The 24,341-nt window shown below is 67.3% G+C and carries 23 protein-coding genes; 10 read left to right on the forward strand and 13 right to left on the reverse strand.

Annotated features, from left to right (window positions below):
• Nucleotides 1-7: 7 nt before the first annotated feature.
• The 9 genes from J2X34_RS07710 to J2X34_RS07750 all read right to left on the reverse strand — a co-directional run bounded on the left by J2X34_RS07710 (nt 8) and on the right by J2X34_RS07750 (nt 10,762).
• On the reverse strand, nt 8-2,725 hold the full coding sequence (locus J2X34_RS07710) for a hypothetical protein (protein WP_429516485.1): 2,718 nt from the start codon (nt 2,723-2,725) through the stop codon (nt 8-10).
• A 433-nt stretch (nt 2,726-3,158) separates the two neighbouring features.
• Nucleotides 3,159-4,772: an acyl-CoA synthetase gene (locus tag J2X34_RS07715; protein WP_429516486.1), complete on the reverse strand. Its 1,614-nt coding sequence runs from the start codon at nt 4,770-4,772 to the stop codon at nt 3,159-3,161.
• Between the two features lie 27 nt (nt 4,773-4,799).
• Nucleotides 4,800-6,059 (reverse strand): hypothetical protein, encoded by a 1,260-nt coding sequence (locus J2X34_RS07720; protein WP_429516487.1) that lies wholly within the window; start codon nt 6,057-6,059, stop codon nt 4,800-4,802.
• Entirely contained in the window at nt 6,053-6,604 is a 552-nt protein-coding gene (locus J2X34_RS07725) for a nuclear transport factor 2 family protein (protein WP_429516488.1), read from the reverse strand. The genes J2X34_RS07720 and J2X34_RS07725 overlap by 7 nt, the downstream gene beginning before the upstream one ends.
• A 3-nt stretch (nt 6,605-6,607) precedes the next feature.
• Entirely contained in the window at nt 6,608-6,829 is a 222-nt protein-coding gene (locus J2X34_RS07730) for a ferredoxin (RefSeq protein ID WP_429516489.1), read from the reverse strand.
• Nucleotides 6,829-8,196 carry a cytochrome P450 gene (locus J2X34_RS07735; RefSeq protein ID WP_429516490.1) on the reverse strand — a complete coding sequence of 456 codons (1,368 nt, stop codon included), beginning with the start codon at nt 8,194-8,196 and terminating at the stop codon, nt 6,829-6,831. Before J2X34_RS07735 ends, J2X34_RS07730 begins: the two co-directional genes overlap by 1 nt.
• Nucleotides 8,193-8,978 (reverse strand): SDR family oxidoreductase, encoded by a 786-nt coding sequence (locus J2X34_RS07740; RefSeq protein ID WP_174909062.1) that lies wholly within the window; start codon nt 8,976-8,978, stop codon nt 8,193-8,195. The genes J2X34_RS07735 and J2X34_RS07740 overlap by 4 nt, the downstream gene beginning before the upstream one ends.
• On the reverse strand, nt 8,971-10,197 hold the full coding sequence (locus J2X34_RS07745; protein ID WP_429516491.1) for a cytochrome P450: 1,227 nt from the start codon (nt 10,195-10,197) through the stop codon (nt 8,971-8,973). The genes J2X34_RS07740 and J2X34_RS07745 overlap by 8 nt, the downstream gene beginning before the upstream one ends.
• 4 nt (nt 10,198-10,201) lie before the next feature.
• Nucleotides 10,202-10,762 carry a TetR/AcrR family transcriptional regulator gene (locus J2X34_RS07750; RefSeq protein WP_114718564.1) on the reverse strand — a complete coding sequence of 187 codons (561 nt, stop codon included), beginning with the start codon at nt 10,760-10,762 and terminating at the stop codon, nt 10,202-10,204.
• Nucleotides 10,763-10,857: 95 nt separating this feature from the next.
• Between J2X34_RS07750 and J2X34_RS07755 the strand changes: the two genes are divergently transcribed.
• From J2X34_RS07755 to J2X34_RS07775, 5 genes are all read left to right on the forward strand, one after another.
• Nucleotides 10,858-12,330 carry an aldehyde dehydrogenase gene (locus J2X34_RS07755; protein ID WP_114718388.1) on the forward strand — a complete coding sequence of 491 codons (1,473 nt, stop codon included), beginning with the start codon at nt 10,858-10,860 and terminating at the stop codon, nt 12,328-12,330.
• A 26-nt stretch (nt 12,331-12,356) separates the two neighbouring features.
• A complete protein-coding gene (locus tag J2X34_RS07760; protein WP_114718387.1) occupies nt 12,357-13,106 on the forward strand; it encodes an SDR family oxidoreductase in 750 nt (249 codons plus the stop codon).
• On the forward strand, nt 13,103-14,005 hold the full coding sequence (locus J2X34_RS07765) for an NAD(P)-dependent oxidoreductase (protein WP_429516492.1): 903 nt from the start codon (nt 13,103-13,105) through the stop codon (nt 14,003-14,005). Before J2X34_RS07760 ends, J2X34_RS07765 begins: the two co-directional genes overlap by 4 nt.
• Nucleotides 14,002-14,418, forward strand: coding sequence for a carboxymuconolactone decarboxylase family protein (locus J2X34_RS07770; protein WP_429516493.1), 417 nt, complete (start codon nt 14,002-14,004; stop codon nt 14,416-14,418). The genes J2X34_RS07765 and J2X34_RS07770 overlap by 4 nt, the downstream gene beginning before the upstream one ends.
• A gap of 91 nt (nt 14,419-14,509) precedes the next feature.
• On the forward strand, nt 14,510-15,979 hold the full coding sequence (locus J2X34_RS07775) for an FAD-dependent oxidoreductase (protein ID WP_174909054.1): 1,470 nt from the start codon (nt 14,510-14,512) through the stop codon (nt 15,977-15,979).
• Between the two features lie 30 nt (nt 15,980-16,009).
• On the opposite strand, the gene J2X34_RS07780 is transcribed toward J2X34_RS07775, so the two are convergent.
• Together J2X34_RS07780 and J2X34_RS07785 are read right to left on the reverse strand one after the other, a co-directional pair.
• Entirely contained in the window at nt 16,010-16,627 is a 618-nt protein-coding gene (locus tag J2X34_RS07780) for a TetR/AcrR family transcriptional regulator (protein WP_114718384.1), read from the reverse strand.
• Nucleotides 16,624-17,676: a saccharopine dehydrogenase gene (locus tag J2X34_RS07785; RefSeq protein ID WP_114718383.1), complete on the reverse strand. Its 1,053-nt coding sequence runs from the start codon at nt 17,674-17,676 to the stop codon at nt 16,624-16,626. The genes J2X34_RS07780 and J2X34_RS07785 overlap by 4 nt, the downstream gene beginning before the upstream one ends.
• Nucleotides 17,677-17,871: 195 nt before the next feature.
• Here J2X34_RS07785 and oxc point away from each other — a divergent pair, with 195 nt between their 5' ends.
• The 3 genes from oxc (at nt 17,872) to J2X34_RS07800 (ending at nt 21,079) form a co-directional block, all read left to right on the forward strand.
• Nucleotides 17,872-19,554 (forward strand): oxalyl-CoA decarboxylase, encoded by a 1,683-nt coding sequence (gene oxc, locus J2X34_RS07790; RefSeq protein ID WP_429516494.1) that lies wholly within the window; start codon nt 17,872-17,874, stop codon nt 19,552-19,554.
• A complete protein-coding gene (locus tag J2X34_RS07795) occupies nt 19,551-20,735 on the forward strand; it encodes a CaiB/BaiF CoA transferase family protein (RefSeq protein ID WP_429516495.1) in 1,185 nt (394 codons plus the stop codon). Before oxc ends, J2X34_RS07795 begins: the two co-directional genes overlap by 4 nt.
• A 104-nt stretch (nt 20,736-20,839) precedes the next feature.
• The gene (locus J2X34_RS07800; protein WP_258557595.1) at nt 20,840-21,079 is read left to right on the forward strand and encodes a hypothetical protein; all 240 of its coding nucleotides are present in this window, start codon (nt 20,840-20,842) and stop codon (nt 21,077-21,079) included.
• 237 nt (nt 21,080-21,316) lie between these two features.
• Here the strand turns inward: J2X34_RS07800 and J2X34_RS07805 are convergent, their stop codons facing one another.
• The gene (locus tag J2X34_RS07805) at nt 21,317-22,210 is read right to left on the reverse strand and encodes a LysR family transcriptional regulator (RefSeq protein WP_429516496.1); all 894 of its coding nucleotides are present in this window, start codon (nt 22,208-22,210) and stop codon (nt 21,317-21,319) included.
• 159 nt (nt 22,211-22,369) lie between these two features.
• On the opposite strand from J2X34_RS07805, the gene J2X34_RS07810 reads away from it, so the two are divergent.
• A complete protein-coding gene (locus tag J2X34_RS07810) occupies nt 22,370-23,149 on the forward strand; it encodes an SDR family NAD(P)-dependent oxidoreductase (RefSeq protein WP_429516497.1) in 780 nt (259 codons plus the stop codon).
• Between the two features lie 82 nt (nt 23,150-23,231).
• The gene (locus J2X34_RS07815; protein ID WP_429516498.1) at nt 23,232-23,828 is read left to right on the forward strand and encodes a hypothetical protein; all 597 of its coding nucleotides are present in this window, start codon (nt 23,232-23,234) and stop codon (nt 23,826-23,828) included.
• Between the two features lie 159 nt (nt 23,829-23,987).
• Here the strand turns inward: J2X34_RS07815 and J2X34_RS07820 are convergent, their stop codons facing one another.
• Nucleotides 23,988-24,266 (reverse strand): hypothetical protein, encoded by a 279-nt coding sequence (locus J2X34_RS07820; protein ID WP_429516499.1) that lies wholly within the window; start codon nt 24,264-24,266, stop codon nt 23,988-23,990.
• Nucleotides 24,267-24,341: the final 75 nt, after the last annotated feature.

The raw sequence follows: 24,341 nt of genomic DNA on the forward strand, positions 1-24,341 counted from the left end.
GACCCTCCTACGACTTGCGACGATGCCGTCCGGCGGCCACCGTTGTGCCGGCCGCCGCGGCAAGCAGCAGGGCGGTGCCGAGGAGCGCTCCGCGCGCCGGCGCGTCGTCGGCGAGCCCCTTGTCGCCGGCTTCGACGCCACCGACCGGCACAGCCGAGACCTGGCCACCGGTACGAGCCGCACCGACTTCGGTCTGAGCGGTCGGCGCGCTGATGCCTTGCGCAGCAAAGCTATCACCGGGCGCCGTGGCGCGAAGGACGATGTCCTGAATGTTACTGTCGGCGGCCTCGCCCCGTGCGGAGCCTTCACCGCTTCCGGTTCCGGCGGCACCGCCGCTACCGAGGGTTGCACCGCCCGCGAGGGCACTGCCGAGTGCCACGCTCCCGATGGTCGCTCCGCCGGCGAGCGCGCTGCCGAGGGTCAAGCCACCGATCGCCGCACTGCCGAGCACGGGCACTGCGCTGCCGAGTGCCGCACTGCCCAGTCCTGCACCGCCGAGCGTCGAGCTACCGGCGTCGCCGGCGCTACCCGATCCGCCCTCGCTGCCGCTGTCCGGTGCCGCGCTGCCGCCGGCGCTGCCGCCGTCCGCGCTACCCAGGTCGAGGCTGCCCAGCGCGAGGTCGGTGAGGCTGCCGAGGTCGATATCGCCACTCCCCGAGATGCCACCCGAGCTACCGGAATCAGAACTGCCGGAATCGACACTACCGGAATCACTTCCGGACCCCGCACTACCGGAATCGATACCGCCCGCGCTGCCCGAGTCGCCCGTGCTCCCCAGAGCCGCCGCACTACCCACAACCGGAAGAGCCAAGCTCCCGAACGGAAGCACAAGGCTTCCCAGCGCCAGCTCACCCAGGCTGCCCAGATCCAGCCCGCCCGCACTACCGGAATCGGCACTCCCGGCACCCAGGTCGGTCAGACTGCCCAGATCCAGACCGGCACTACCGCTGCCCGCGCTGCCGCTGTCACTACCCGAACCAAGGCTACCGAGCGCAAGCTCGGCCAAGCTACCCAGATCCAGATCGGCACTACCACTTCCCGCGCTGCCACTCCCCGAGCTACCGGAATCGGCACTACCGGCACCCAGATCAGTCAGACTGCCCAGATCAAGATCGGCGCTACCACTTCCCGCGCTGCCACTGTCACTACCCGAACCAAGGCTGCCCAGCGCAAGTTCGGCCAGGCTACCCAGATCGAGATCGCTGCTCCCCGAGCTACCGGAATCGGCACTACCGGAATCACTTCCGGACCCCGCACTACCGGTATCGATACCTCCTGCGCTTCCGGAGTCGCCCGTGCTCCCCAGAGCCGCCGCACTACCCACGACCGGAAGCGCCAGGCTACCGAACGGAAGCGCCAGGCTTCCCAATGCCAGCTCGCCCAGACTGCCCAGATCCAGACCGGCACTACCGCTGCCCGAGCCGCCACTGTCACTACCCGACCCGAGGCTGCCGAGCGCAAACTCGGCCAGACTGCCGAGATCGAGGTCGCCGCTCCCCGAACTACCCGAATCCGCGCTGCCGGAATCGGTACTGCCGGAATCGGCGCTGCCCGCACCGAGATCGGCCAGGCTACCGAGATCCAGCCCCGCCTCACCCTCGCTGCCCGCCGCCAAGCTCCCCAACGGGGCCGCCAAGCTACCCAACGGCAGCGCAAGACTGCCGAGCGCCAGCTCGCCCAGGCTGCCCAGATCAAGCCCGCCTGCACTACCGGAATCGGTAGAGCCCGCGGCCAGGTCGGCCAAGCTGCCGAGATCCAGATCGGTGCTACCACTGCCCGCGCTACCACCAGCACTTCCCGAATCCGCGCTGCCCGAATCGCTACCCGAACCGAGATCGGCCAGGCTACCGAGATCCAGCCCCGCCTCACCCTGGCTGCCCGCCGCCAAGCTCCCCAACGGGAGCGCAAGGCTACCGAGCGCCAGGTCACTCAGGCTGCCTAGATCGAGGCCGGCGCCACTGTCACTGCCGGACCCGAGGCTGCCGAGCACAAGGTCGGTCAAGCTACCCAGATCGACATCGCCACTGCCCGAGCTACTCGAATCAGCACTACCGGAATCGCTGCCCGAACCGAGATCGGCCAGGCTACCCAGATCCAGCCCCGCCTCACCCTCGCTGCCCGTCGCCAAGCTCCCCAACGGGGCCGCGAGGCTACCGAGCGCCAGGTCGCCCAGACTGCCGAGATTCACATCCGCGCTGCCACCGTCCACGCTGCCGGCATCGCTGCCCGTGTCGGTGCTGCCGGAATCGCTACCCGCACCCGGGTCGGCCAGGCTGCCCAGATTCAGGTCAGTACTGCCGCTCTCGGCACTACCGCCGGCGCTGCCGGTGTCGCCGACACTGCCGCCGTCTACGTTGCCGAGGCTGCCGGCCGCGAGTTCGGTCACGAGTTGCACGGCGTCCTCGAGGCTGCCGATTCCCAGTTCACCGCCGCCGGAGCTGCCGCCGCCGGCGTTACCGAGGCTGCCCAGCACCAACTGGGTGAGACCGTTGAGGTCGAGGTTGCCCGCGCTCCCGGCGTTCACGCCGCCGTTGGCGCCACCTGGTCCGGCACTGCTGCCGAGTCCGGCCTGGCCGTTTCCGCCCGCGCTGCTGCCGAGACCCGCCAGCCCTCCGTTCGCGCCCCCATTGGCGCTGCTTCCGACGCCGTTGCCCGGCGCCGGATCTGCCTGACCGACGGCGGGCGTTCCGATCGTCAAGGCACCGACCGCCGTTGCGGCGATCATGATGCGACTCTTCATCTTCAGCGTGCGGATGTTTCTGCCCCTATGGGTAGACATCGTTTTACGACCTCCTGATCGGCATGCACAGCAAATGCAAAGACAGTCAGCCCAACCGCATGACGACAGAAATGACGAACGACGCCCCCCACGAATCCGTTCGATCCCCCGATCGAACGGATAGCAACTTTCCCCCGGCCACATGCATACAGGCGCAACGACGATAACATCTCGAACAGGTATCGATTACGAAATCTTCACCGCACCTTGTCATTCGTCCAGTTGCAGCGATGCCCGACGCGGCGCAATCCACCCACCGATCTGGCATTTTCGCTCCGGAGACCGGGGTGAGCGGGGTGCTGAATTCACCCCGCAACTCACCTTGGGAACGAGCGTGTCACCTCACCGCATCGGCAAAGTTGCTGCGCCCCGGTACCGCTCAGATCCGGTGATCGGGTTCCGCGGCATCGGTGTACGTCTTCGCCCACCGGTAGTCCGGTTTCCCACTAGGTGTGCGCTCGACGCGGTCGGCAACCCAGATCGAGCGCGGAATCTTGTAGCCGGCCAAACGATCGCGCGCGTGCCGTTCCACGTCGCCGAAATCGATGGCACCACCGTCCCGGGCCTGCACCACCGCGGCCACACGGTGGCCCCAGCGTTCGTCGGGCACCCCGATCACGATGGCGTCGTACACGTCCGGATGGGCCTTGACGACGCTCTCGACCTCCTCCGCGAAGACCTTCTCCCCGCCAGTGTTGATGACCATGCTTCCCCTGCCCAGCAGGGTTATCGAGCCATCGACCTCGACCTTGGCGCGGTCACCTGTAACGACCACCCGTTCGCCGTCGATGACACGGAAGATCTCGGCGCTCTTCTCCGGGTCCTTGTAGTAGCCGACAGGTACGTGGCCGCCCTTGGCCAGCCACCCGTCGGCCGGGGACCCGGGTGCGACGCGATCGCCCTTGTCGTCGACAACGAAGGAGGCCCGACCAGGCTGCACCCGGGGACCACCACTGTCCGGACCGTCCTTCGACGCGAATCCGATACCGCCGAAACCTGTTTCGGACGATCCGACGGAGTCGGAGACCAAGAGGTTCGGGAAGGTGTCGAGGAAGGCCGTCTTGATCGTCGGCGAGAAGAGCGCTGCGCCCGATGCCACCACCGCGAGACTGGAGACGTCGGCCGTCGATTCGGCGAACGCTTCGATGAGCGGGCGCCCGATCGCGTCACCGGTGATGATGAGAACCTGAACGTTGCACTGTTCCAAGAGTTTCCACGTCCGATGGGCGTCGAACTTGGGATCAAGAACCACCGTGTTGCCGGTGAACATCGCGGTGAACGTGGGCATCATCGCGGCCGCGTGGATCAACGGCGGCAGCGCGAACCAGCGCATCGGCTCTCCGGCCGTTCCGACCCGGGACTGCTGATACTCGTCGACGACCGGTTCACCGCTGTAGAAGTCGATCCCGCCGCCGAGTACCCGCCAGATGTCCTCGTGGTGCCACACGACGCCCTTCGGCCGTCCCGTGGTCCCTCCGGTGTACATCAGGAACAGGTCGTCGCTGCGGCGCTCGTCGAAGTCGCGCTCCGCGGATCGTCCGTCGAGTGCACGCTCGTACTCCACACCGCGACAGTGCAACCCGAGCCCACCCTGGTCGTCCTCGACGACGATGGAGTGCCGAATCCTCGGCAGCGTCGGCAGGACCTCCTCGATCCGTGGCGCGTACACCCGGTGGTGGATCACCGCCTCCAGATCGGCGTTGTCGTACACGTACGCAAGTTCGTCGCGGGTGTAGCGGTAGTTGATATTGACCGGCACCGCGCGAATCTTGAACACCGCGATCAGCGACTCCATTGTCTCCAACGAGTTGTGGAGGTGGATGCCGATGTGGGAACCGGCCCCGAACCCCTCGGCCAGCAGGTGATGGGCCAGCCGGTTGGCACGCTGGTCCAGTTCGCGGTAGGTGAGCTCACGATCGCCGCTGATGAGCGCGATCCGGTCCGGCATCGCGTCGACGGCGTGCTCGAACAGGTCGGCAAGGTTGAAGGCCACGCGGGACGTCCTTCCGATGAAGTTCGCTCACACGACGGTGAGCGGCAATGGGATACCTCTGTCCGCGAAAGCGAAGTCCGCCCCGGTGCTGAAACGGGTGATGGCCACCTCGCTGCATTCCTTCGTCGGACCGTCCTCGGTCCGGATGTCGACGACCAGCGCATCGCCGTCCTCGGACACGACGTGCGCGGTGAAGCGCGCGTTGACGCCCCGCACCAAGGCCTGCAGCGGCTCGAGGTGGTCGCCGTCGATCAGCGTCGGCCACGCCCCGTCGGCGTCGGCGCGGCCCTGCCGCCCGAGTGTGATGAGCAGGCGCCCGTCGTCGAACCGGATCTCGCTGTCGACGTACTGTTCCGGCGCGAACAGCGGATGCACCGACAGCACCGCGGCGAGACCCTCCAGGTCGTCGGGCAGCCCCAGCGCGTCCCGGATTCGCTCGGCCGCCAGACCGGCGATGCCGGTGAGTTGCTTGCGGGTGATGGTCCGCGCGGTCTCCTCATCGGTGCGCTTGCGGACCCCGATGAGGAAGCCGAGCGCGAGCAGGTGGTGCTGCAGGCACACCTCTTCCGCGATCCGCGCCAGCGCGGACCGGGAGAAGTCGACGAACCGCACGTCCGACAGCAGCGGACCCGCGTAGTCGGCCCGGCCGTCGTCGCCGGCGTCGATGGGGGTCAGCTCCGTCGCGACGGCGGCCGTCCGGCCGATGGCCTCGGTGTGCGGCTGAACGACCGGTGGCACATGCGACGGATCGATCGTGACGGTCCACGCGCAGTGCGGATGCCGGTCGGCGGGCACGCGCGGTGGACGGTGGATGGGCCGCACCTGCGCGTGGACGTTGGTCGCGAGCGCCGTCGCGTCGAAGGTCGGATCCTCGATGTCGTGGCACATCGCGGTGACGAAGGCGTCGCCCATCGGTTCGACGTCCATGAGCGCACCGCAATGGTCGAGCCAGAACTCGCCGTGGTCGTGGTCGTCGACGCGGAACCGGAAGTCCATGAACTGCGGCGGCGCCCCGATGTCGAGCTGCAGGCCCTTGAAGATGGTCTCGACGCTGTCGCCCTCGTAGTTCAGGGCGCGCTGCATCCGCCGGGTGTACCAGGGGCTCGACGCCTGCCACTCCTCGATGGCGACCTCGGTCATTCCCTCTCGCCCGAACGCGACGATCAGGTGCGCCATCCCGGAGCGGTCGATCAGCTGCCCGCACAGCAGCAGCTCGGGCACCAGCACCGCCAGGTCCGCGCGGGACAGTGCCTCGAACGACGATCGGCGGCGGGTCTCGCTCACCACAGCTCCACCGGTGACTGGCCGGCAGGGAACCACCCCGGCAGCTTCTCCCCCGAGACCGACCGCTGGATCCGCGCGGACATGCCCTCGGACAGCGCGTTGTTCGTGATCATCTCGACGAACAGTGCCGACACATTGCCGAAGTCGAAGAAGTCCCGCTGCCACGCCCACTGGAAGTCGCCACCGTAGCGGAACCAGCTGCCGCCGATGCCGTGAACCTGGTAGTGGCTGCCGTCGTCGCGGGTCCGATCCGCGATCTGCTTCCACAGTCCGATGACGTCACCGGTGCGGTCGTCGATCACGAACTGCTGGTACGGGTACTGCCACCCCTCGAGTCCGAGCATCTCCTGCCCCAGCGCCAGTTCCTCTATCTCGTCACGGCCGACGGCCATGAAATCCTGTTGCGGGCCGTAGTTCCAGCCGTAGGTGGCATCCTCGGTGTACATCTGCGCCAACGGCTTCCAATCGCCGTTGGCCTCGCAGCGCTTGTTCTCCTCGATCCATCGCTGGACCATCTCGTCGAGTTCGGCGCGATCGAACTGGGTCATTTCTCAATCACCTTCCGTGGTCTGGGCACTGCGTTCGTTCACGAGCCGGAGCGCAGCCGTCGGGCAGTACTGCACTGCCCGTTCGACGTCCGCGCGCATGTCGTCGGGGATCTCACCGTCGGCGATCTCGACCTGCCCGCGCTTGGGCACACGGAAGATGTCGGGCGCCTCGAGCTCGCACATCGCGTGCCCCTGGCACAGGTCCAGATCCACTTCGACCCTCATCACCCCTCGCTTCCCGGCGTCCGCCGGCGGTAGCGCACGCGGCACGGCTGTTCGAGCTGGACCACCATCTTGCTGTGGTCGTTGCGGTAGCTGTCGGCCGGCTGAGCCATCTCGAACTCGAAGTCCTGCAGCAGAATCGAGAAGATCGCCTTCAGCTGCATCAGCGCGAAGGCCGCGCCGACGCAGCGATGCCGCCCGGCCCCGAACGGGATCCAGGTCCACCGATTGACGATGTCCTCCTGGTTGGGGTCGATGTAACGACCGGGATCGAACACGTCGGGATTCGGGAAGTCCTCCGCGATCCGGTTCGAGATCGCCGGCGTGGCCGCCACCAGATCACCCTCGGCGATGCGATGACCCGCCACCTCGAAGTCGCCGCGGGCCACCCGCAGCAGCAGGATCAGCGGCGGGTGCAGCCGCAGCGTCTCCTTGAGCACCGACTCGAGGATCGGGATCTGCCGCAGCCCGGCGAACGTGATGTCGGAGCCGTCGCCGTACAGACCGTCGAGCTCGGCCGTCACCCTCTGCATGGAGTCGGGGTGGCGGAGCAGTTCGATCAGCGTCCATGCCGCGGTCCCGGACGTCGTGTGATGGCCGGCGAACATCATCGAGATGAAGATGCCGGTGATCTCGTCGGCGCTGAACCGCTCGGTGCCGTTCTCGTCCTTGATCGAGACGAGCACGTCGAGCATGTCTCGATCCTCCTTGCCGCGTGGAGGATTCGCGATGCGCTCCGCCATGATCTCCTGCACCAGCGCCACCAGCGCGATCCGGGCCTCGTCGCGGCGACGGAAGCTCTCGATGGGCGCGTACGGATCGACGAAGGCGATCGCGTCGGTGCCCTGCTCGAGCTCGTGGTAGAGCTGCGCGAACCGTTCGTCGAGCTGGTCGCGGAACTTCTTGCCGATCAGGCACGCCGACGACGTGTAGATGGTCAGTTCCGCGAAGAATTCGAGCAGGTCGATCTCGCCCTCGTCGTCCCACGCTTCGACCATGTGGGCGACCTCGTGCGAGATCGTCGCGGCGTGCCCCTTCATCTGCTCGCCGCGCAGCGCCGAGTTGTGCAGCATCTCCTTGCGCCGTTCCGGGCTGGCGTCGAACACCACACCCTCGCCGAAGATCGGTTTCATGAACGGGTACGCGGCCTGCTGGTCCAGCTCCTCGTCCAAGGAGCGGAAGAAGAACTCGTTGGCCTCCGCCCCCGACAGCAGCACCACATTGCGGTCGGCGAGCCGGAACGACCCGACGTCCCCGCATTCCGCACGCACCCGGCGCATCAGCGCGATCGGGTCGGCGCGCAGTTCCTCGAGGTGGCCGTGTTCGTGTTCGCCCCCGGACACGCGCCGGGGTTCGACGATGGTGGTCATTGGTCGTCCTTCCGCAGGGGCGCCTCGGGCTGGACCTCGACGAGCACCATGTGGGCACCGCGCGGGGTCGACACGACGGCGACGACGGCCGCCGCGATGTCCGACGCCCGCAGGAAGTAGGGGTGGCGGGCGAAGCCCCACTTGGACCAGGCCTCGAGCATCGGCCCGACGACCTCGGGGGTGGAGTCCATGCCCATCCCGGTCAGGGTCGGTCCGGGTCGCACGATCGAGGCGCGAACCCCGGTGCCCTCGAGTTCCATTCGCATCTGCCGCCCCATCGCTTCGAGCCCGGTCTTGGCGGCGTTGTAGGCGCCCATCCCCGGCCGCGGCATGTCGGCGCAGTCGGATCCGATGAGGACGAAGTCGCCGCGACGGCGCTCGATCATCCCCGGCAGCACACGGTTGACCAGCCGCTGGGCGCCGACGAGGTGGACGTTCACCTGCGCGAGGAAGCTGTCGGGATCCATCTCGTGGGCCTCCGAGAACACCAGGTCGCCGGCGCCGGAGAGCACGATCTCGGCGGGGCCCAGTCGCTCCTCGGCGCCGGTGACGAATCGGTCCACCGAGGCGGTGTCGGTGACGTCGAGGTGCAGCGCGACCGCCTCGTCACCGTTGCTTCGGATCTTGTCCGCGATCTCCTCGCACTGTTCGGTTCGGCGGGCACCGAGCGCCACCGGATGGCCGAGTTCGGCGAGGGCGTAGGCGGTTGCGGTCCCGATGCCCGACGATGCGCCGGCTATCAACGCCGGTCGCCGTTCCGGATGGGGTTCGAATCTAGGCACTGCGCACCTTCACTTTCGTGGGGAGAGAGGCAAATCCTCGAACATTGGTGGAATGGACTCGTACCGAACGGGACTCGTCGATCTCGAACTCCTCGACACGGTCGGCGAACTCCGCCAGGGCGATGTTGGCCTCGAGCCGCGCGAGATGCGCGCCCAGGCAGAAATGGGTGCCGCTGCCGAAGCTGGCGAGCTTGTTGCTGCTGTCCCGGGAGATGCGGAACTCGTCGGCGTCCTCGAACGCCCGGGAGTCCCGGTTGGCGGATCCGACGAGCAGCAGAACACGGTCGCCCGCCGGGATGGTCTGCCCGTGGAACTCGAGGTCGACGGCCGCAGTGCGCGCGAGGATCTGGCTCGACGTGTCGTAACGCAGCGTCTCCTCGACCCACTGCGGGGCGAGGGCGCGGTCGCGCAGCACCGCCGCCGCCTGGTCCGGATGACGTGCACCCCAGTACAGCGCGTTGCCGAGGAGCTTGGTGGTGGTCTCGTTGCCGGCGACCACCATGAGGAACATGAACCCGATGATCTCCTCGTCGGTGAGCTTGTCGCCGTCGATCTCCGCGTCGATGAGCGCCGACGTGAGGTCGTCGGCCCGGTTCCGCCGCCGCTGCCCGAGCATCTCGACGTAGTAGGTGATCAGCTTGATCGACGACTCGATCGCGGCGGGCGGGATGTCGAGGACGCCGTCCTCGCGATGGACGACCAGGTCGGCGAGCCGGCGCAGTTCCGCGCGGTCCGATTCCGGCACGCCCATCAGTTCCGAGATCACGTCCATCGGTAGCTTGCCGGCGAACTCGGAGATCCAGTCGAACTCCCCCGCATCGAGCGCGGGCTCGAGGTACTGGCGCGTGAGTTCCGTTATCCGGCCCTCGAGTTCGGCGACACGCCGCGGTGTGAACCCACGCGAGACCAGATGACGCATCCGCATGTGCCGCGGATCGTCCATGGCGAGGAACGACATCGTCCGGTGCGCGTGCGGCCCGTACGCGGCCGGGTCCAGCGAGACACCGTTCGCGCTCGAAAGACGTTTGCTGTCACGGAAACCGGCCATCACATCCGCGTGGCGCGACAGCGCCCAGAAGGACATGTCGACGTTGCGGTACAGCGGGTGCTCGTCCCGCAGTCGCGCGTAGACCCGATACGGGTCGTCGTGGAAGTCGTAGTCGTACGGGTTGAACGTCACGGGGTCGAGTGACGCCCCGGATGTGGACGCTGTGGTCATCGAGTCACTCCAGGATCAGCTTGACGGAAGTTTCGAGTCGATCGGCAAGTCGTTGGTAGGAGCCGTATCCCATGCCGGCGTGCACGAGCGCCCCCGAGTAGAGAAGTTCGAGCGTCTCCACCAGATCGGGATCGGGACCCGGACCGAGGGCGTCGCCGAGGCGCCGACGGATCTCGATTCCGATACGGGTCCGCAGATGTTCCACGTCCGGGTCCCGGCCGAGCAGCGCGCTGGTCACGGCGCCGGCCAGTGCGGGTTCGTCGACCATCAGCAGTGCGATCCCGCGCAGCACCGCGACGACCCGATCGATGCGACCGCCGTCGACCGGGTCGGGCTCCGGCGCCTGCGCCAAACGCCGCCAGAACACCTCTGCGACAAGATGTTCCTTGGAGGAGAAGTACGTGTAGGCCGTGGCCGGCGCCACCCCGGCCCTCGACGCCACCGCGCGGACCGTAAGTCCCGCGAACCCCTCCTCGTGCAGCACCGCGACCGCCGACGCGGTGAGGCGGTCGACCGTGTCGGCCTGCCGTTCACTGAGACGACGGCGTGTCGATTCGAAGTGCACTTCACTGGACACGTGTCTGGACATTACTACGCTCACGGACTACGGTCCAGACACATGTCCAGTCGGATTCCGAACAGACTTGGAGAGGCCACGAGATGACGCTTCGCCCGACCGACAGTTCCGCGCTTCTGATCGACGGCAAGCTCGTCCCCGGCGCGGGCGGCGTGTTCGACGTGATCGATCCCGCGACCGAAGAGGTCCTGGGACACGCGGCCGAGGGCACCGAATCCGATATGGACGCGGCCATCGCGGCGGCGCGACACGCGTTCGACGACACCACGTGGTCCCGCGATCACGCCTTTCGCGCGCGGTGTCTGCGGCAACTGCGCGACGCTCTGCAGTCGCACGTCGAGGAACTCCGCGAGATCACCGTCGCCGAGGTCGGTGCACCCACGATGCTCACCGCGGGCCCCCAGTTGGAAGGTCCGATCGCCGACCTGGGGTACTTCGCGGACCTGGCCGAGTCCTATTGCTGGGAAACCGATCTCGGGGTGGCGTCGCCGATGGGCATCCGGACCCATCGTCGGCTCCTCAAGGAGGCGATCGGCGTCGTCGGCGCGATCACCCCGTGGAACTTCCCGCACCAGATCAACTTCGCGAAGATCGGCCCCGCCCTGGCCGCGGGCAACACCGTGGTGCTCAAGCCCGCGCCCGACACCCCGTGGTGTGCGGCGCTGGTCGGCAAGGTGATCGCCGAGGAGACCGACATCCCGGCCGGCGTCGTCAACATCGTCACCTCCACCGACCACCGGCTCGGCGCCCAGCTCTCTCGGGACCCGCGGGTGGACCTGATCTCGTTCACCGGCTCCACGGCGACGGGCAAGGCGGTCATGGCGGCGGCGTCGGAGACCCTCAAGAAGGTGTTCCTCGAGCTGGGCGGCAAGTCGGCGTTCATCGTCCTCGACGACGCCGACCTGGCCACCGCGTGTGCGGTCGCGGCGTTCACCGTCTGCACCCACGCGGGCCAGGGCTGCGCGATCACTACGCGCCTGCTGGTGCCGCGGGAGAGCTACGACGACGCCGTCGCCGCCACCGCCCGCACCATGTCGGGGATCCGTCCCGGCAACCCGGCCGCGCAGGGAACCGTCTGCGGACCACTGATCTCCGCGCGCCAGCGCGCCCGTGTGGAGAGCTACCTGAAGCTCGCCGTCGAGGAGGGCGGGACGATCGTCGTCGGTGGCGGCCGGCCCGCCGAGCACGAGCGTGGCTTCTTCGTCGAACCCACCCTGATCTCCGGGCTGGACAACTCCTCGCGGGTGGCTCAGGAGGAGACCTTCGGGCCGGTCCTGGTGATCCTCCCCCACGACGGCGACGACGACGCCGTGCGCATCGCGAACGATTCCCCGTACGGGCTGTCCGGCTCGGTGTGGGGCACCGACAGAGGACGCGTCGACCGAGTTGTTGCGGGCGTGCGCACCGGCACCCTCGCTGTCAACGGCGGCGTCTGGTACGCCGCCGACGCACCGTTCGGCGGGTACAAGCAGTCCGGTATCGGCCGCGAGATGGGTGTGGCCGGATTCGAGGAGTACCTGGAGACCAAGCTCGTCGCGGAACCCGCAACGGCATAGAGCGAGTCGACGTAAGGAGAACGGACATGGGACGTTTCGACGGACGCACCGCCATCGTAACCGGCGCCGCGCAGGGCATCGGCGAAAGCTACGCCCGCGCACTGGCCGCCGAGGGTGCCGACGTGGTCGTCGCCGACCTCAACCGCGAGCTCGGCGAGACCGTCGCCAAACAGATTTCCTCGGACGGCGGATCGGCGGTGTTCAAGGAAGTGGATGTGGCCGAGCCGGATTCGGCGCTCGAGCTGGCCTCGTTCACGATCGAGAAGTTCGGCCGCATCGACCATCTCGTCAACAACGCCGCGATCTACGGCGGCATGAAGATCGATTCGCTGCTGACGGTGCCGTGGGACTACTACAAGAAGTTCATGAGCGTGAACATGGACGGCGCACTGAACGTGTGCCGGGCCGTCGTGCCACACATGCGGGCGAGCGGCGGCTCCATCGTCAACCAGTCGTCCACCGCCGCCTGGGTGTACTCCAACTTCTACGGGCTGGCGAAGGTCGGCATCAACGGTCTCACGCAGCAGCTCGCGTTCGAGCTGGGCTGGTCCAACATCCGGATCAACGCCATCGCACCCGGTCCGATCGACACCGAGGCCACCCGCACCGTCACGCCCGGCAACATCGTCGCGGACATGGTCAAGCGGATTCCTTTGCAGCGCATGGGCACCCCCGACGACCTGGTGGGCATGTGCCTGTTCCTGCTCTCCGACGAGGCGAGCTGGATCACCGGCCAGATCTTCAACGTCGACGGCGGGCAGGTGATCCGGTCGTGAGCACCGCACTTCCCACCGTCGGTTACATCGGCCTGGGCAACATGGGCGCGCCGATGGCGACCCGCCTGCTCGAACGGCCGGGCACACTCGTCGTGTGCGATGCCCGTGCCGAGGCACTCGAACCGTTCACCACGGCCGGCGCGATCGCCGCGGCCACGCCGGCCGAGGTCGCCGACCGGACGACGGTCATCTCGGTGACCGTCCTCGACGACACCCAGGTCCGCGACGTCGTCACCGGGCCGGACGGCATCCTGGCCACCGCCCGCCCAGGCACGGTGGTCGCCGTGCACTCGACCATCAGCGACGTGACCGCTGTCGAACTCGCCGACGCCTGCCGGGCACGTGGCGTCGACCTCGTCGACGCTCCCGTCAGCGGGGGCGCTCCCGGGGCCCGGCAGGGACGACTGGCGGTCATGGTCGGCGGCAGCGACGACGCGTTCGAGTCGGTGCGGGAGCCGTTCGGCCACTTCGCCGAACTGGTGATCCATGCGGGACCGGTGGGTGCCGGCACCCGGATGAAGCTGGCACGCAACCTGTTGCACTTCGTCTCGTTCACCGCCGCATCCGAGGCCCAGCGTCTGGCCGAGGCCGCCGGGCTGGACATCCGGGCACTGGGCAAGGTGGTGCGCCACACCGACGCCATCACCGGCGGCGCCGGCGCGATCATGCTGCGCGACACCACGGCCCCCGTCTCCGACGACGACCCGTGGTTCTCGATCCTCTCCCACGTCCGCAACCTCGGCGAGAAGGACCTGGCGCTCGCGCTCGGCCTCGGCGACCGCTTCGACGTGGACCTGCCCCTCGCCCGGCGCGCCCTGACCGGACTCGGCCCGGGACTGGGCGTCGGCACCGGGGCCGCCGCGGACCATTCCACCCCCGATCAGAAGGAGCACGCATGACCCACCCGAACGGCGACGCGGCCGCGGCGGAGACTCGCGCGCGGGGAGTCGCGATGATGAACCAGGTGTACGGCTGGGAGATGCCGTCGGACGTGCCCGGCGACTTCTTCGCCGTCACCGCGGACCACCTGTTCGCCGACATCTGGACCCGGCCCGGGCTGAGCATCCGCGACCGGCGCCTGCTCCTCCTCGGCGCGATCGCGGCGCAGGGCCAGAGCGACGTCGCGAAGATCCAGATCAACGCCGCCCTCCACAACGAGGAGCTGACCGAGCAGCAGGTGGAGGAGGCCGCGATCTTCCTCTGTCACTACGTGGGCTGGCCCCTCGGCACCGGGCTGAACAACGCGTTTATCTCGGTCAAGGCCGACCGGAGGAAGGCGGCACGCGCGGCGGAGACGCAGCGAGACGGATAGTCCGGCGATTCGGGCACGGCGACCGTCCTCGGCGCGGATACTAATTTATAGAACACGTTCTACCCGTTTCGCGTCGAAAGGATCTACCCCAATGTCCGAGGCAACCCCCGTTCGTCCCTTGTCCGCCGAGAGCATCGAGACCTGGGACTACGAGGCCGACGTCGTGATCGCCGGCTACGGCATCGCCGGCGTCAGCGCCGCCGTCGAGGCCGCCCGCGCCGGTGCGGAAGTCCTGGTCCTGGAGCGGGCCGGCGGCTGGGGCGGCGCGGCGTCGCTGGCCGGCGGGTTCATCTACATGGGCGGCGGCACCCCGCTGCAGAAGGCACTCGGGTTCGACGACACCCCCGAGAACATGAAGACGTTCATGATGGCGGCCCTCGGGCCCGGCGCCGACGAAGCCAAGATCACCGACTACTGCGAGGGCAGCGTCGACCACTACAACTGGCTGGTCGAGTGCGGCGTCCCGTTCAAGGAGAGCTTCTACGGCCAGCCGGGTTGGGAGACGCCGTTCGACGACGGACTCATGTACTCCGGCGGCGAGAACGCGGCGCCGTTCAACGCGATCGCCACCCCGGCCCCGCGCGGGCACGTCCCGCAGATGGCCGACAAGAAGGTGGGCGAGAAGGGCGGCGGCTACATGCTGATGAAGCCGCTCGTGGAGACCGCGGAGAAGCTCGGAGTCCGCGCCCAGTACGACATGCGGGTACAGACGCTGATCACCGACGCCTCCGGCCGCGTCGTGGGTGTGCAGGCCAAGCAGTACGGCAAGGATGTCGTGGTCCGCGCGCGCAAGGGTGTCGTCCTCGCGACCGGCAGCTTCGCGTACAACAAGGACATGGTCGAGGCGTTCGCACCGCGGCTGATCGGGCGTCCCGGCGCCGCGATCGAGGAGCACGACGGCCGCTCGATCCGCATGGCGCAGGCCCTCGGCGCCGACCTGGCGCACATGGACGCCACGGAGGTCGCGTTCTTCGGCGACCCGCAGATGATGGTGCGGGGCATCCTCGTCAACGGCCGCGGCCAGCGTTACGTCAACGAGGACACCTACCCGGGCCGCATCGGTCAGCTCACGTTGCTGCAGAACGACAATCAGGCGTACCTGATCATCGACGAGGACGCGTACGAGGAGGCGAAGACGACGCCGTCGTCCACACCGTTCTTCCGCTTCCAGCCCAAGTGGGTGGCCGAGACGGTGGAGGAACTCGAGTCCGAGATGGGCTTGCCGGAGGGCACCCTGCAGTCGACGGTCGAGGTCTACAACAAGCACGCCGAGAACGGTCAGGACCCGGTCCTCGGTAAGAAGCCCGAGTGGGTCAAGCCCATCGGTTCGCCGATCGCTGCACTGGACCTGCGCAACTTCACCGCGGGTTTCACGCTCGGAGGCCTGCGCACGAACACCAACTCGGAGGTGCTGCACGTGTCGGGCGATCCCATCCCGGGGCTCTTCGCGGCCGGACGCTGCACCGCCGGTGTCTGTGCGTGGGGCTACGCGAGCGGCACGTCTCTGGGCGACGGCAGCTTCTTCGGCCGTCGGGCCGGGATCAGCGCGGCCAAGGGCTGACAGTCGGACGACGGGGAGGCCGCCCGGCGGTCACGCCGGGCGGCCTCCGTCGCCGTGGATCAGCATCACCGCGGCTCGAACCATCTCGACGTCTCCCGCTTTCGTCCGCCGCACCCCGATCTCCGAACGCACGACGGCGGATCCTTCGAGGAGGCTGACAACGTTCTCCGCCAACGCTGTTCGCCGATTCGCGGGCAACGCCGGCCGGGCACATGCAATCAGGTCGGCGACGTGTCCGACGTACGTGCGATAGAAGGCGCGCACCACCGCCGCGGTCTGCTCGTCCCCCCCGGCGATCGCCCAGATTTCCCGAAACAGCCGTAGACAGGCCGGGTCGTCCTGCTCGGACAGGAGCACCCGGAGCATCCGCGCGGTGTCCTCGCGTGTCACGGTTCTCGCGTCACCGCCGCCGACCGGCTGCCCCGTGGCGGCGGACAGGCGCGCCAGCGAACGATCGAGTGCACGGTCGAGCACCGCCCTGATCAGGTCGGCGCGGGTGGGAAAGTAGTGCTGCAGGTGGCCGATCCGCACCCCGGCCTCCGCGGCGAAGTCCCGCAGCGCGGCGTTCGCATTGCCCCGCGTGGTGAGCACACGTTCGGCGGCGTCGAGCAGCTCGGCCTGCCGCTGCGCGCCCTTGGACATGGTCATGACGTCAATACTTCCACCCCCTGCTCCTCGAGCTCCCGCAGCGCGGAGTCGAGACGCGGATGCAGTTCTGGGAAGGTGACTCCGGCGACCGCGTCGGCAGCGAGCACCCGGCGGAGCCCCAGAAATCCACCGACCGCGGTGAGATGCGCCTGTCCGCGGGGATCGACGATGGTCGCGGACGTGGCGGTGGCATCACCGGCCACGTCGATGCGGATCTGTGCGCTACCCCCGTCGCCCGGTGAGTACAGCAGGGATCGGCGCACCGAGGTCCATCGTTCGCCGCGGCCCCACCGAAACAACCCGACCTTCTTCGCCGCAAGGAGGGCGGTCGTGGCCGAGTTCGAGCTGAAACCGATCCGCGTCGTCGCGGTGTCCACCCCCAGCGTCAACGGCAGTGTGAACTGCTCGGGGGTGTCGAGGCGCGCGACCTTGGTCCGCGAACCGCCGATGTCCACCCATCGGGTGTCGGAGAGCGGCGCCACGGTCACCGGAACGCCGGAGCGCCGCACCTCGTAGTCGTAGCCGAGCCGATCGATGAAGTCCACAGAGTCGATCCCGGCAGAATCCTTCACGTCATATCGGATCGCGATGTCGACCGACGTCGCGTCACCGCCTCGTTCGGCGACGAGGGCGGCCGCCACGATACTCGTGACGCCGCCCATCCAGGACGACGAAAGCAACACCGGTGCAGTCGGTTCGGCGAGGGCTGCGACCGTGACCGCGCGCGTGAGGCGAGAGGTCCACCGCGTGATGTCGACGTAGGGCACGCCGCCCCTCACCGCAGCCCGGAGCACCCGATCGCCCGGGTCGTTGACCGCACCGACCACGGCGCGGACACCCGCTGCGAAGGGTTCCGGGTCGGACAGGTCCCAGCGCCGCACGGACGCCCCGTGCCGCTCGGCCAGGAGGGCACCCCTGTCCGGGTTGCGACCGGTGAGGAGCAACGGCCACTCGGGTCCGGCGAGGTCGGCCAGGGCCGCTCCCACGGTGCCGTATCCGCCGACGATCAGGACCGGTCCGGCGGGGTCGTGCGCGAGTTCGTCGTTCATGAGATCAAAAATAGGTCATATGACCAATTCTGTCGAGGTGCGCAGACTTCGTCCGGTCGGGGTGCTCGCGTGGTGGACATGACGGACGTTTCGGTCCGGCATGTCGGCGCGGGCTGACCTGCGGACCCCGCGGGGGGATACTCGGAGAAGACCGCCGCCCATCGAGGCGGAGTCCGACCGTTCGGGGATGTTCACATGGCCGACTCCCAGACTGCCGACGGGAACGACCTCGTCGTCGACGCGCTCGAAGCCGCCGGCGTCACTACGATCTACGGCGTCGCCGGCATCCCGATCACCGACCTCGCCCGCACGGCGCAGGCCCGCGGCATCCGCTATCTCGGGTTCCGCAACGAGCAGGCCGCCGGGCACGCCGCGGCGGCCGCCGGCTACCTCACGGGACGTCCCGGCATCTGCCTCACCGTGTCCGCGCCCGGCTTCCTCAACGGCCTCGTCGCGCTCGCGAACGCCACCACCGACTGCTTCCCGATGATCCAGATCAGCGGGTCCAGTGACCGTTCGATCGTCGACCTGCAGCAGGGCGACTACGAGGAACTCGACCAGCTGGCGGCGGCGCGACCGTTCGCCAAAGCCGCCTACCGGGTCGACTCCCCCGCCATGATCGGCGTCGGCGTCGGACGTGCGATCCGCGCGGCGGTCTCGGGCCGCCCCGGCGGGGTGTACCTGGATCTGCCGGCGCGGGTCCTGACGGCGTCGGCACCGCGCACGCGCCGACCCCCCATCGTCGATCCGGCGCCGCGTCAGATACCGGCACCCGACGCGGTCACGCGCGCGATCGACCTGCTCGAGCAGGCGCAGCGCCCGCTGATCGTCCTCGGCAAGGGTGCGGCATATGCCCGCGCCGACGCCGACATCCGCGCGTTCGTGGAGGCCACGGGCGCACCGTTCCTGCCGATGTCGATGGCGAAGGGTCTGCTGCCCGACGATCACCCGCAGTCCGCGGCCGCGGCCCGCTCCCTGGTCCTGCGCAGCGCCGACGTCGTGGTGCTCGTCGGCGCGCGCCTCAACTGGCTGCTCGAGCACGGCGAGCCACCGCAATGGTCGCCCGACGCCCGGTTCGTACAACTCGACATCAGCGCCACCGAGTTCGACAGCAACCGTCCGATCGCGGCCCCGGTCCTCGGCGACATCGCGTCGTCGACGGCGTCGCTGCTGGCGGCGTTGCGCCCGAAACGGATCACCCCGGCACCGGACTGGCTGCGCGAGATCGACGAACGCAAGCGCGCCAACACCGAGAAGATGGAGGCCCGACTGTACGCCGACGCGCATCCGATGAACTTCGCGGTAGCGCTCCGCGCGATCCGGGACGTGCTGGACACACACCGCGACGTGATCGTCGTCAGCGAGGGCGCCAACACTCTCGACAACGCGCGCAACATCATTCCGATCCACCGTCCCCGGCATCGACTCGACACCGGAACGTGGGGCGTGATGGGCGTCGGCCTCGGCTATGCGATCGCCGCGGCCGTGGAGACCGGCGCGGCGGTGGTCGCGATCGAGGGCGACAGCGCCTTCGGCTTCAGCGGCATGGAGATCGAGACGATCTGCCGTTACCGACTTCGCGTGATCGTCATCGTGTTCGACAACGGCGGCGTCTACCGCGGTGACGAGATCAATACGCGCTCAGCGGATCCGGCCCCGACGGTGCTGCTGCACTCGAGCCGCTACGACACGCTGATCGAGGCCTTCGGCGGCGTCGGCTACCACGCCGAGACCCCCGACGAGGTGACGTCCGCGCTCCGTTCCGCCCTCACCACGACCGATCCGGCCCTCATCCACTGTGTCATCGATCCCGCGGCCGGCACCGAGAGCGGGCATCTACAGAAGCTCAATCGTCCGGTGCACGAGGAGGAAACATGACCGAACACGATCCCGGCGGCCATCTCGATCCCACCAAACCGCAAGCCCTCGAGGGCATCACCGTCGTCGACTTCACGCACGTGCTGTCGGGACCGACCTGCACGCGCATGCTCGCCGACGCCGGCGCACGAGTGATCAAGATCGAGCGGCCCGGCATCGGTGACGACACCAGGCAGATGGGCCCGTTCGCCGACGACGGCAGTTCCGAGTACTACCGCCTCGCGAACGTCGGAAAGGAGAGCATCGCGCTGAATCTCAAGGATCCCGACGACATGGCGGTGGTCCGGACGATGATCGCGCACGCCGACGTGGTGGTCGAGAACTTCCGGCCCGGGGTGATGGCGGGCCTCGGCCTGGCTCCCGACGATCTCGTCGCCGAGCATCCGCGGCTGATCGTGTGTTCGGTGTCGGGGTTCGGCCAGTACGGCCCGATGCACCAGGAGTCGGCCTACGACACCGTGATCCAGGCGTTGTCGGGAATCATGGACGCCACGGGTTGGCCGGACGGTCCGGCGACCCGGGTCGGCACGTCGATCTCGGACATCATCGCGGGGGTCATGGGCTACTGCGGCATCGTCACCGCCCTCGTCGCCCGCGAACGCACCGGCCGCGGCACCACCATCGACGTCGCGATACTCGACAGCACGTTCGCGATTATGGAGCACGGACTGATGGACGCCCTCGGCCCACGCGTGCGGCCGACACGGCTCGGCAACCGGCACCCCTTCATGTACCCGTTCGACACGTTCGACTGCCGCGACCGCCCCATCGCGATCGCCGTCGGCAACGACCACCTCTTCGAACTCATGTGTGAGGCAATGGGACTGACCGATCTTCCGTCGGACCACCGGTTCGCCACCAATGTCGACCGCTGCACCAATCACGCGGAACTCAAGACCGCGATGGAGGACGTGCTCAAGTCCGACACCGGCGAGGCATGGCGAGGACGGCTGATCGAGGCGGGCGTGCCGGTGGGGATCGTGCTCAACGTCGACGACACCCGCAAGCTGGACCAGATCGCGGTACGCGGGATGATCAAGAACGTCGGCGGCTTCGACGTCCCCGGCACGCCGCTCAAGTTCGGGACCTGGGACTCGCTGGGATCGACCATTCCGTCGCCGACGCTCGACGACTGCGGCGACGCCCTGCGCCGGGAGTTCGCGCCGCGTCCCGGGGCGTGAGGATCAGCCGCGGGGCGTGAGCGTGACCGTGGCCTCCTGCCGCGGTCTGGGCGCGACTGCAGTGCGAGGTCCGCCGCCCGTTTCTCGCCGGCCTTCTCGCCACCGTGGTCGGCGTCGCCGTCGGGAATCTGGTGCGGATCGTGTTCCTCAGCTTCGAAACCCATCAGGGGATCGGCACCTACGCGCTCGCGCTACTGCTCGGTCTCGTCGTGTCGGCGATCTGGGGCGCAGTCGTCGGTCTGATCGTCGGTGGGGTTCAAGCCCTCGACGCACGAATCCGCCAAACCGTGGAACCGACCGTCGCCCGGCGGACGCGCCGACCCGCGAAGGCCGCGGCACGCTGATCCGTAGCGTCACACCTCGGGCGCGGTGACACGGACGAGCTGCGCCGATGCGACAAGCTCAGCGCCCTTCGATTCCATCCGACAACCACTCGATATCGGGAACGGATAGGCCGCCAAAGTTGTTGTAACCAATCAATACTCATCGCTCTGACACTCAGCACTCCGACCGACTGGGGCTGGCATCCTCATCGACACCCCAGAGGGGCTCGAGTATCGCGCACTGGGCGGGGATGGGCGTCAAGTCGTCAAGTCGTCAAGTCGAGCAAGAGCTGCGCGGCGCAACTCTTTGGTGAGTGGTCTACGGTCTGCGGATCGAGTAATCAGATCAACCTGGCAAAGGTCCACGTCAGCAATGTCTCGGTAGGTGACGCCGTCGTGTTGATAGCGATTGGCCACCGATTGCGCGGTGATCATAACATTGCCGCCGAGCGCAACGCCGTTGATCGCCTCCTCCATTGTTGCTGCCCAGCAACCATACTGAACGATCCGTCCGCTGGGACGAGGGTCTACCACCCACTCCTTCGTCCACTCACGGGCGATGCCTTTTGCGCCGACGACCGCGTAGCCGTCGAGGTCCCCGAGGGTCAATACCCCATACGTCGCGAGTGGCGAGTCGACTGGCACCGCCGCCACCCGCTTCTCTCGATGCACAACAATGCGGTCCAACTTGTCCGCCATCTCTCGATAGGGTGGACGAGCGAGAGACGCATCGACGTCACCACGAGCCAGTCGCGAAAGCTGATCACCCCACTCGAGTTGGATGAACTGCAGCCGAGCACCGGGGTTCTTCGCCGCGAAGTCCGCCAGAAAACCCTCGTCTCTCCGGCCCGGAAAGCCATTGATGAACCCGATTCGCAGGACCTCCTGGTCGGTCCTTTCTCCCAGCGCGATGCGCGAAGACGCCAGCGCGGCGCCCGCATGCACCATGAACTCCCTGCCACGGTCGGTGAGCCGGATCGGGGTGGTGCCACGCTCGACCAACTTGTAACCCACGGCGCCCTCCAGGCGTTGGATCTGCTGGGTCATCGCCGGCGGTGTGACGAACAATCGCGCCGCCGCACGCGCGAAGCTTCCCTCTTCGATCAGCACCTCCAACGAATTGACCAAAGTCAGATTCAAGAACGAGGACACAACCGACTCCTCCGATGAAGCAACTACTTAACCCTGTGTCGTGGATCTCAATTTACTGGTCAGCCGCACGGTGTCAAGGTGTTTGAGACCGGAAGAAATCCAAGAGCCGGAACATGATCGGGCATTCAACCACCCAAAAGCCATCCAAGACGGGAACCCATGTCAGCAACTGCGAAGTCTCCTCAACGAGCACTCATCACCGGCGCCGCATCCGGAATCGGCTATGCGATTGCCGAGCAACTCATCGCCTCCGGAGCCTCCGTCCTTGCCTTCGATCTGGACAAGGACGGTCTGGCCGCGGCGGCCGAGAAGCTCGGAAGTTCCTACACAACGTTTTCCGGCAGCGTCGCTGAACCAGACGACGTCAAAGCCGCGGTGGAGAAGGCCGAACTTTCCCTCGGGGGAATCGACAGCCTGTTCAACGTCGCGGGCGGACTGCGCCCCGCCCCCATCACCGATCTCGCCGAAGCCGACTGGCACTTCACCATGAACGTGGTGCTCACTGGCGTCTACCTCTGTACCAAATACGTCGCGCAGTCCATGATCCGGACGGGAGTCGGTGGCGCGATCGTCAACATCTCCTCGGTCAACGCACACCTACCCCTGTACGGCGGAAGCGCTTACGCCGCGGGCAAAGCCGGCGCGGAGATGTTCGGCAAGAACGCCGCACTGGAGCTGGCCCGGCACGGAATCCGCGTCAACACTGTGCTTCCCGGACTCGTCGAGACTCCGATGGCGGGTTTCATCCTCGAGAACGAAGGCATCATGGACGAGTTCTATGCGAATGCCGTTCTCAAGCGTCCTGCACAGCCCGCAGAGCTCGCCGCTCCCGCAATCTTCCTGGCGGGAGAGGGCGCCAGTTACATCACCGGCACCAGCCTTGTTGTCGACGGCGGCTACGAAGTCGGCAGCTACCCCGACCTCAGCAAGTACCTTTAGGGAGAGAACAACAATGAGCACAGCATTTTCCGACCTGCCGGCAGCAGCCCCCCGAACCTCGTACGAGGAGGAGTTCGTCCACATGATGGACGACATCGACACCCTCATCGACAGAACCACCAATCCCATCCACCGCAAGATTCTTGTCAACTACCGCCGCCACGGCCTGTTGGAGGTGTCGGGACGCTACGACGAACTGCTCGCTCCCAATATGACCGTCGACTCGCCTCACTACCGGGTCTTCGAAGGCGGCCAAGGTGTGATCCTCGACGGAATGACCGAGGTTCGCGGCTTCTACCAGACACTGGCCGGCATGGACATGCTGGTGATGTGGACGGGCAAGCAGAAGATGGCGGTCGCGGACTGGGGATTCGCCGGCGAGGCGGAATTCAGTCAGTTTGTTCCGGGAAAGATGCTTGGTGACAACGTCTTCGGCAGTCTCGATGAGAGCACATCCAGCAGTGCTTCGGAGTACGACGATGACGCGTATTACCTGGTCCGTCGCACGCTCGCATTCGTCTGGCACTACGACAACGACGTCCGATTGATCGGCGAACACGTTTACGAGGATGCAAGTTCCAAGACAGTCAACAAGGTTGCGCCTGAGGACGTCATCAGCGGTTCCCGAGCCGCAGAGTTGCTCGAGTCCGTGATCGACAAGTACGAACTCCCGGAGTAACGAACGCAAGAAGCCCGTCGTGATGGTGGATCCTGACGTCAGGTTTCACCATCACGATCGGGTCCGACCACACTGAACGGGTGGGAGGCAGCCTTCGGGCGAGAGTATCGAGTGAAGGCTGGCTCCTTGTGTCGTCCACACTCGAACTGCCATCGGATGTCAGGTCAATCTCTGAGCGTAATGTGGCGCACCGAAACCTGGGCGCCAATCCCCATCAGAAGTACCGGATGAGCGAGTCCACGAGTATGTGTCCTCGTAGTACCGCAGTTCCTCGGCGTCGAGCACCACCTCACCGGGCCAGGTGGATTCGTCGTCGGCGAGCCAGTGGATGTAGCTCGTCGACTCCGGATCGTGCCGGCCGGTGCGGGACAGGTTCGTACCCGCACCGATGTCGCGGCGCATGAAGAACCGGAAGAAGCGCTCGGCATCCTGGTCCACCAGTGCTCACACGTCGCGGGTGACCTGCTCGGGTACCACCTCGAAGACGGCGAGGCGGACGCCGTTGGTGTCGAC

Source organism: Rhodococcus sp. BE178, assembly GCF_050433545.1.
Classification (GTDB): Bacteria; Actinomycetota; Actinomycetes; order Mycobacteriales; family Mycobacteriaceae; genus Prescottella.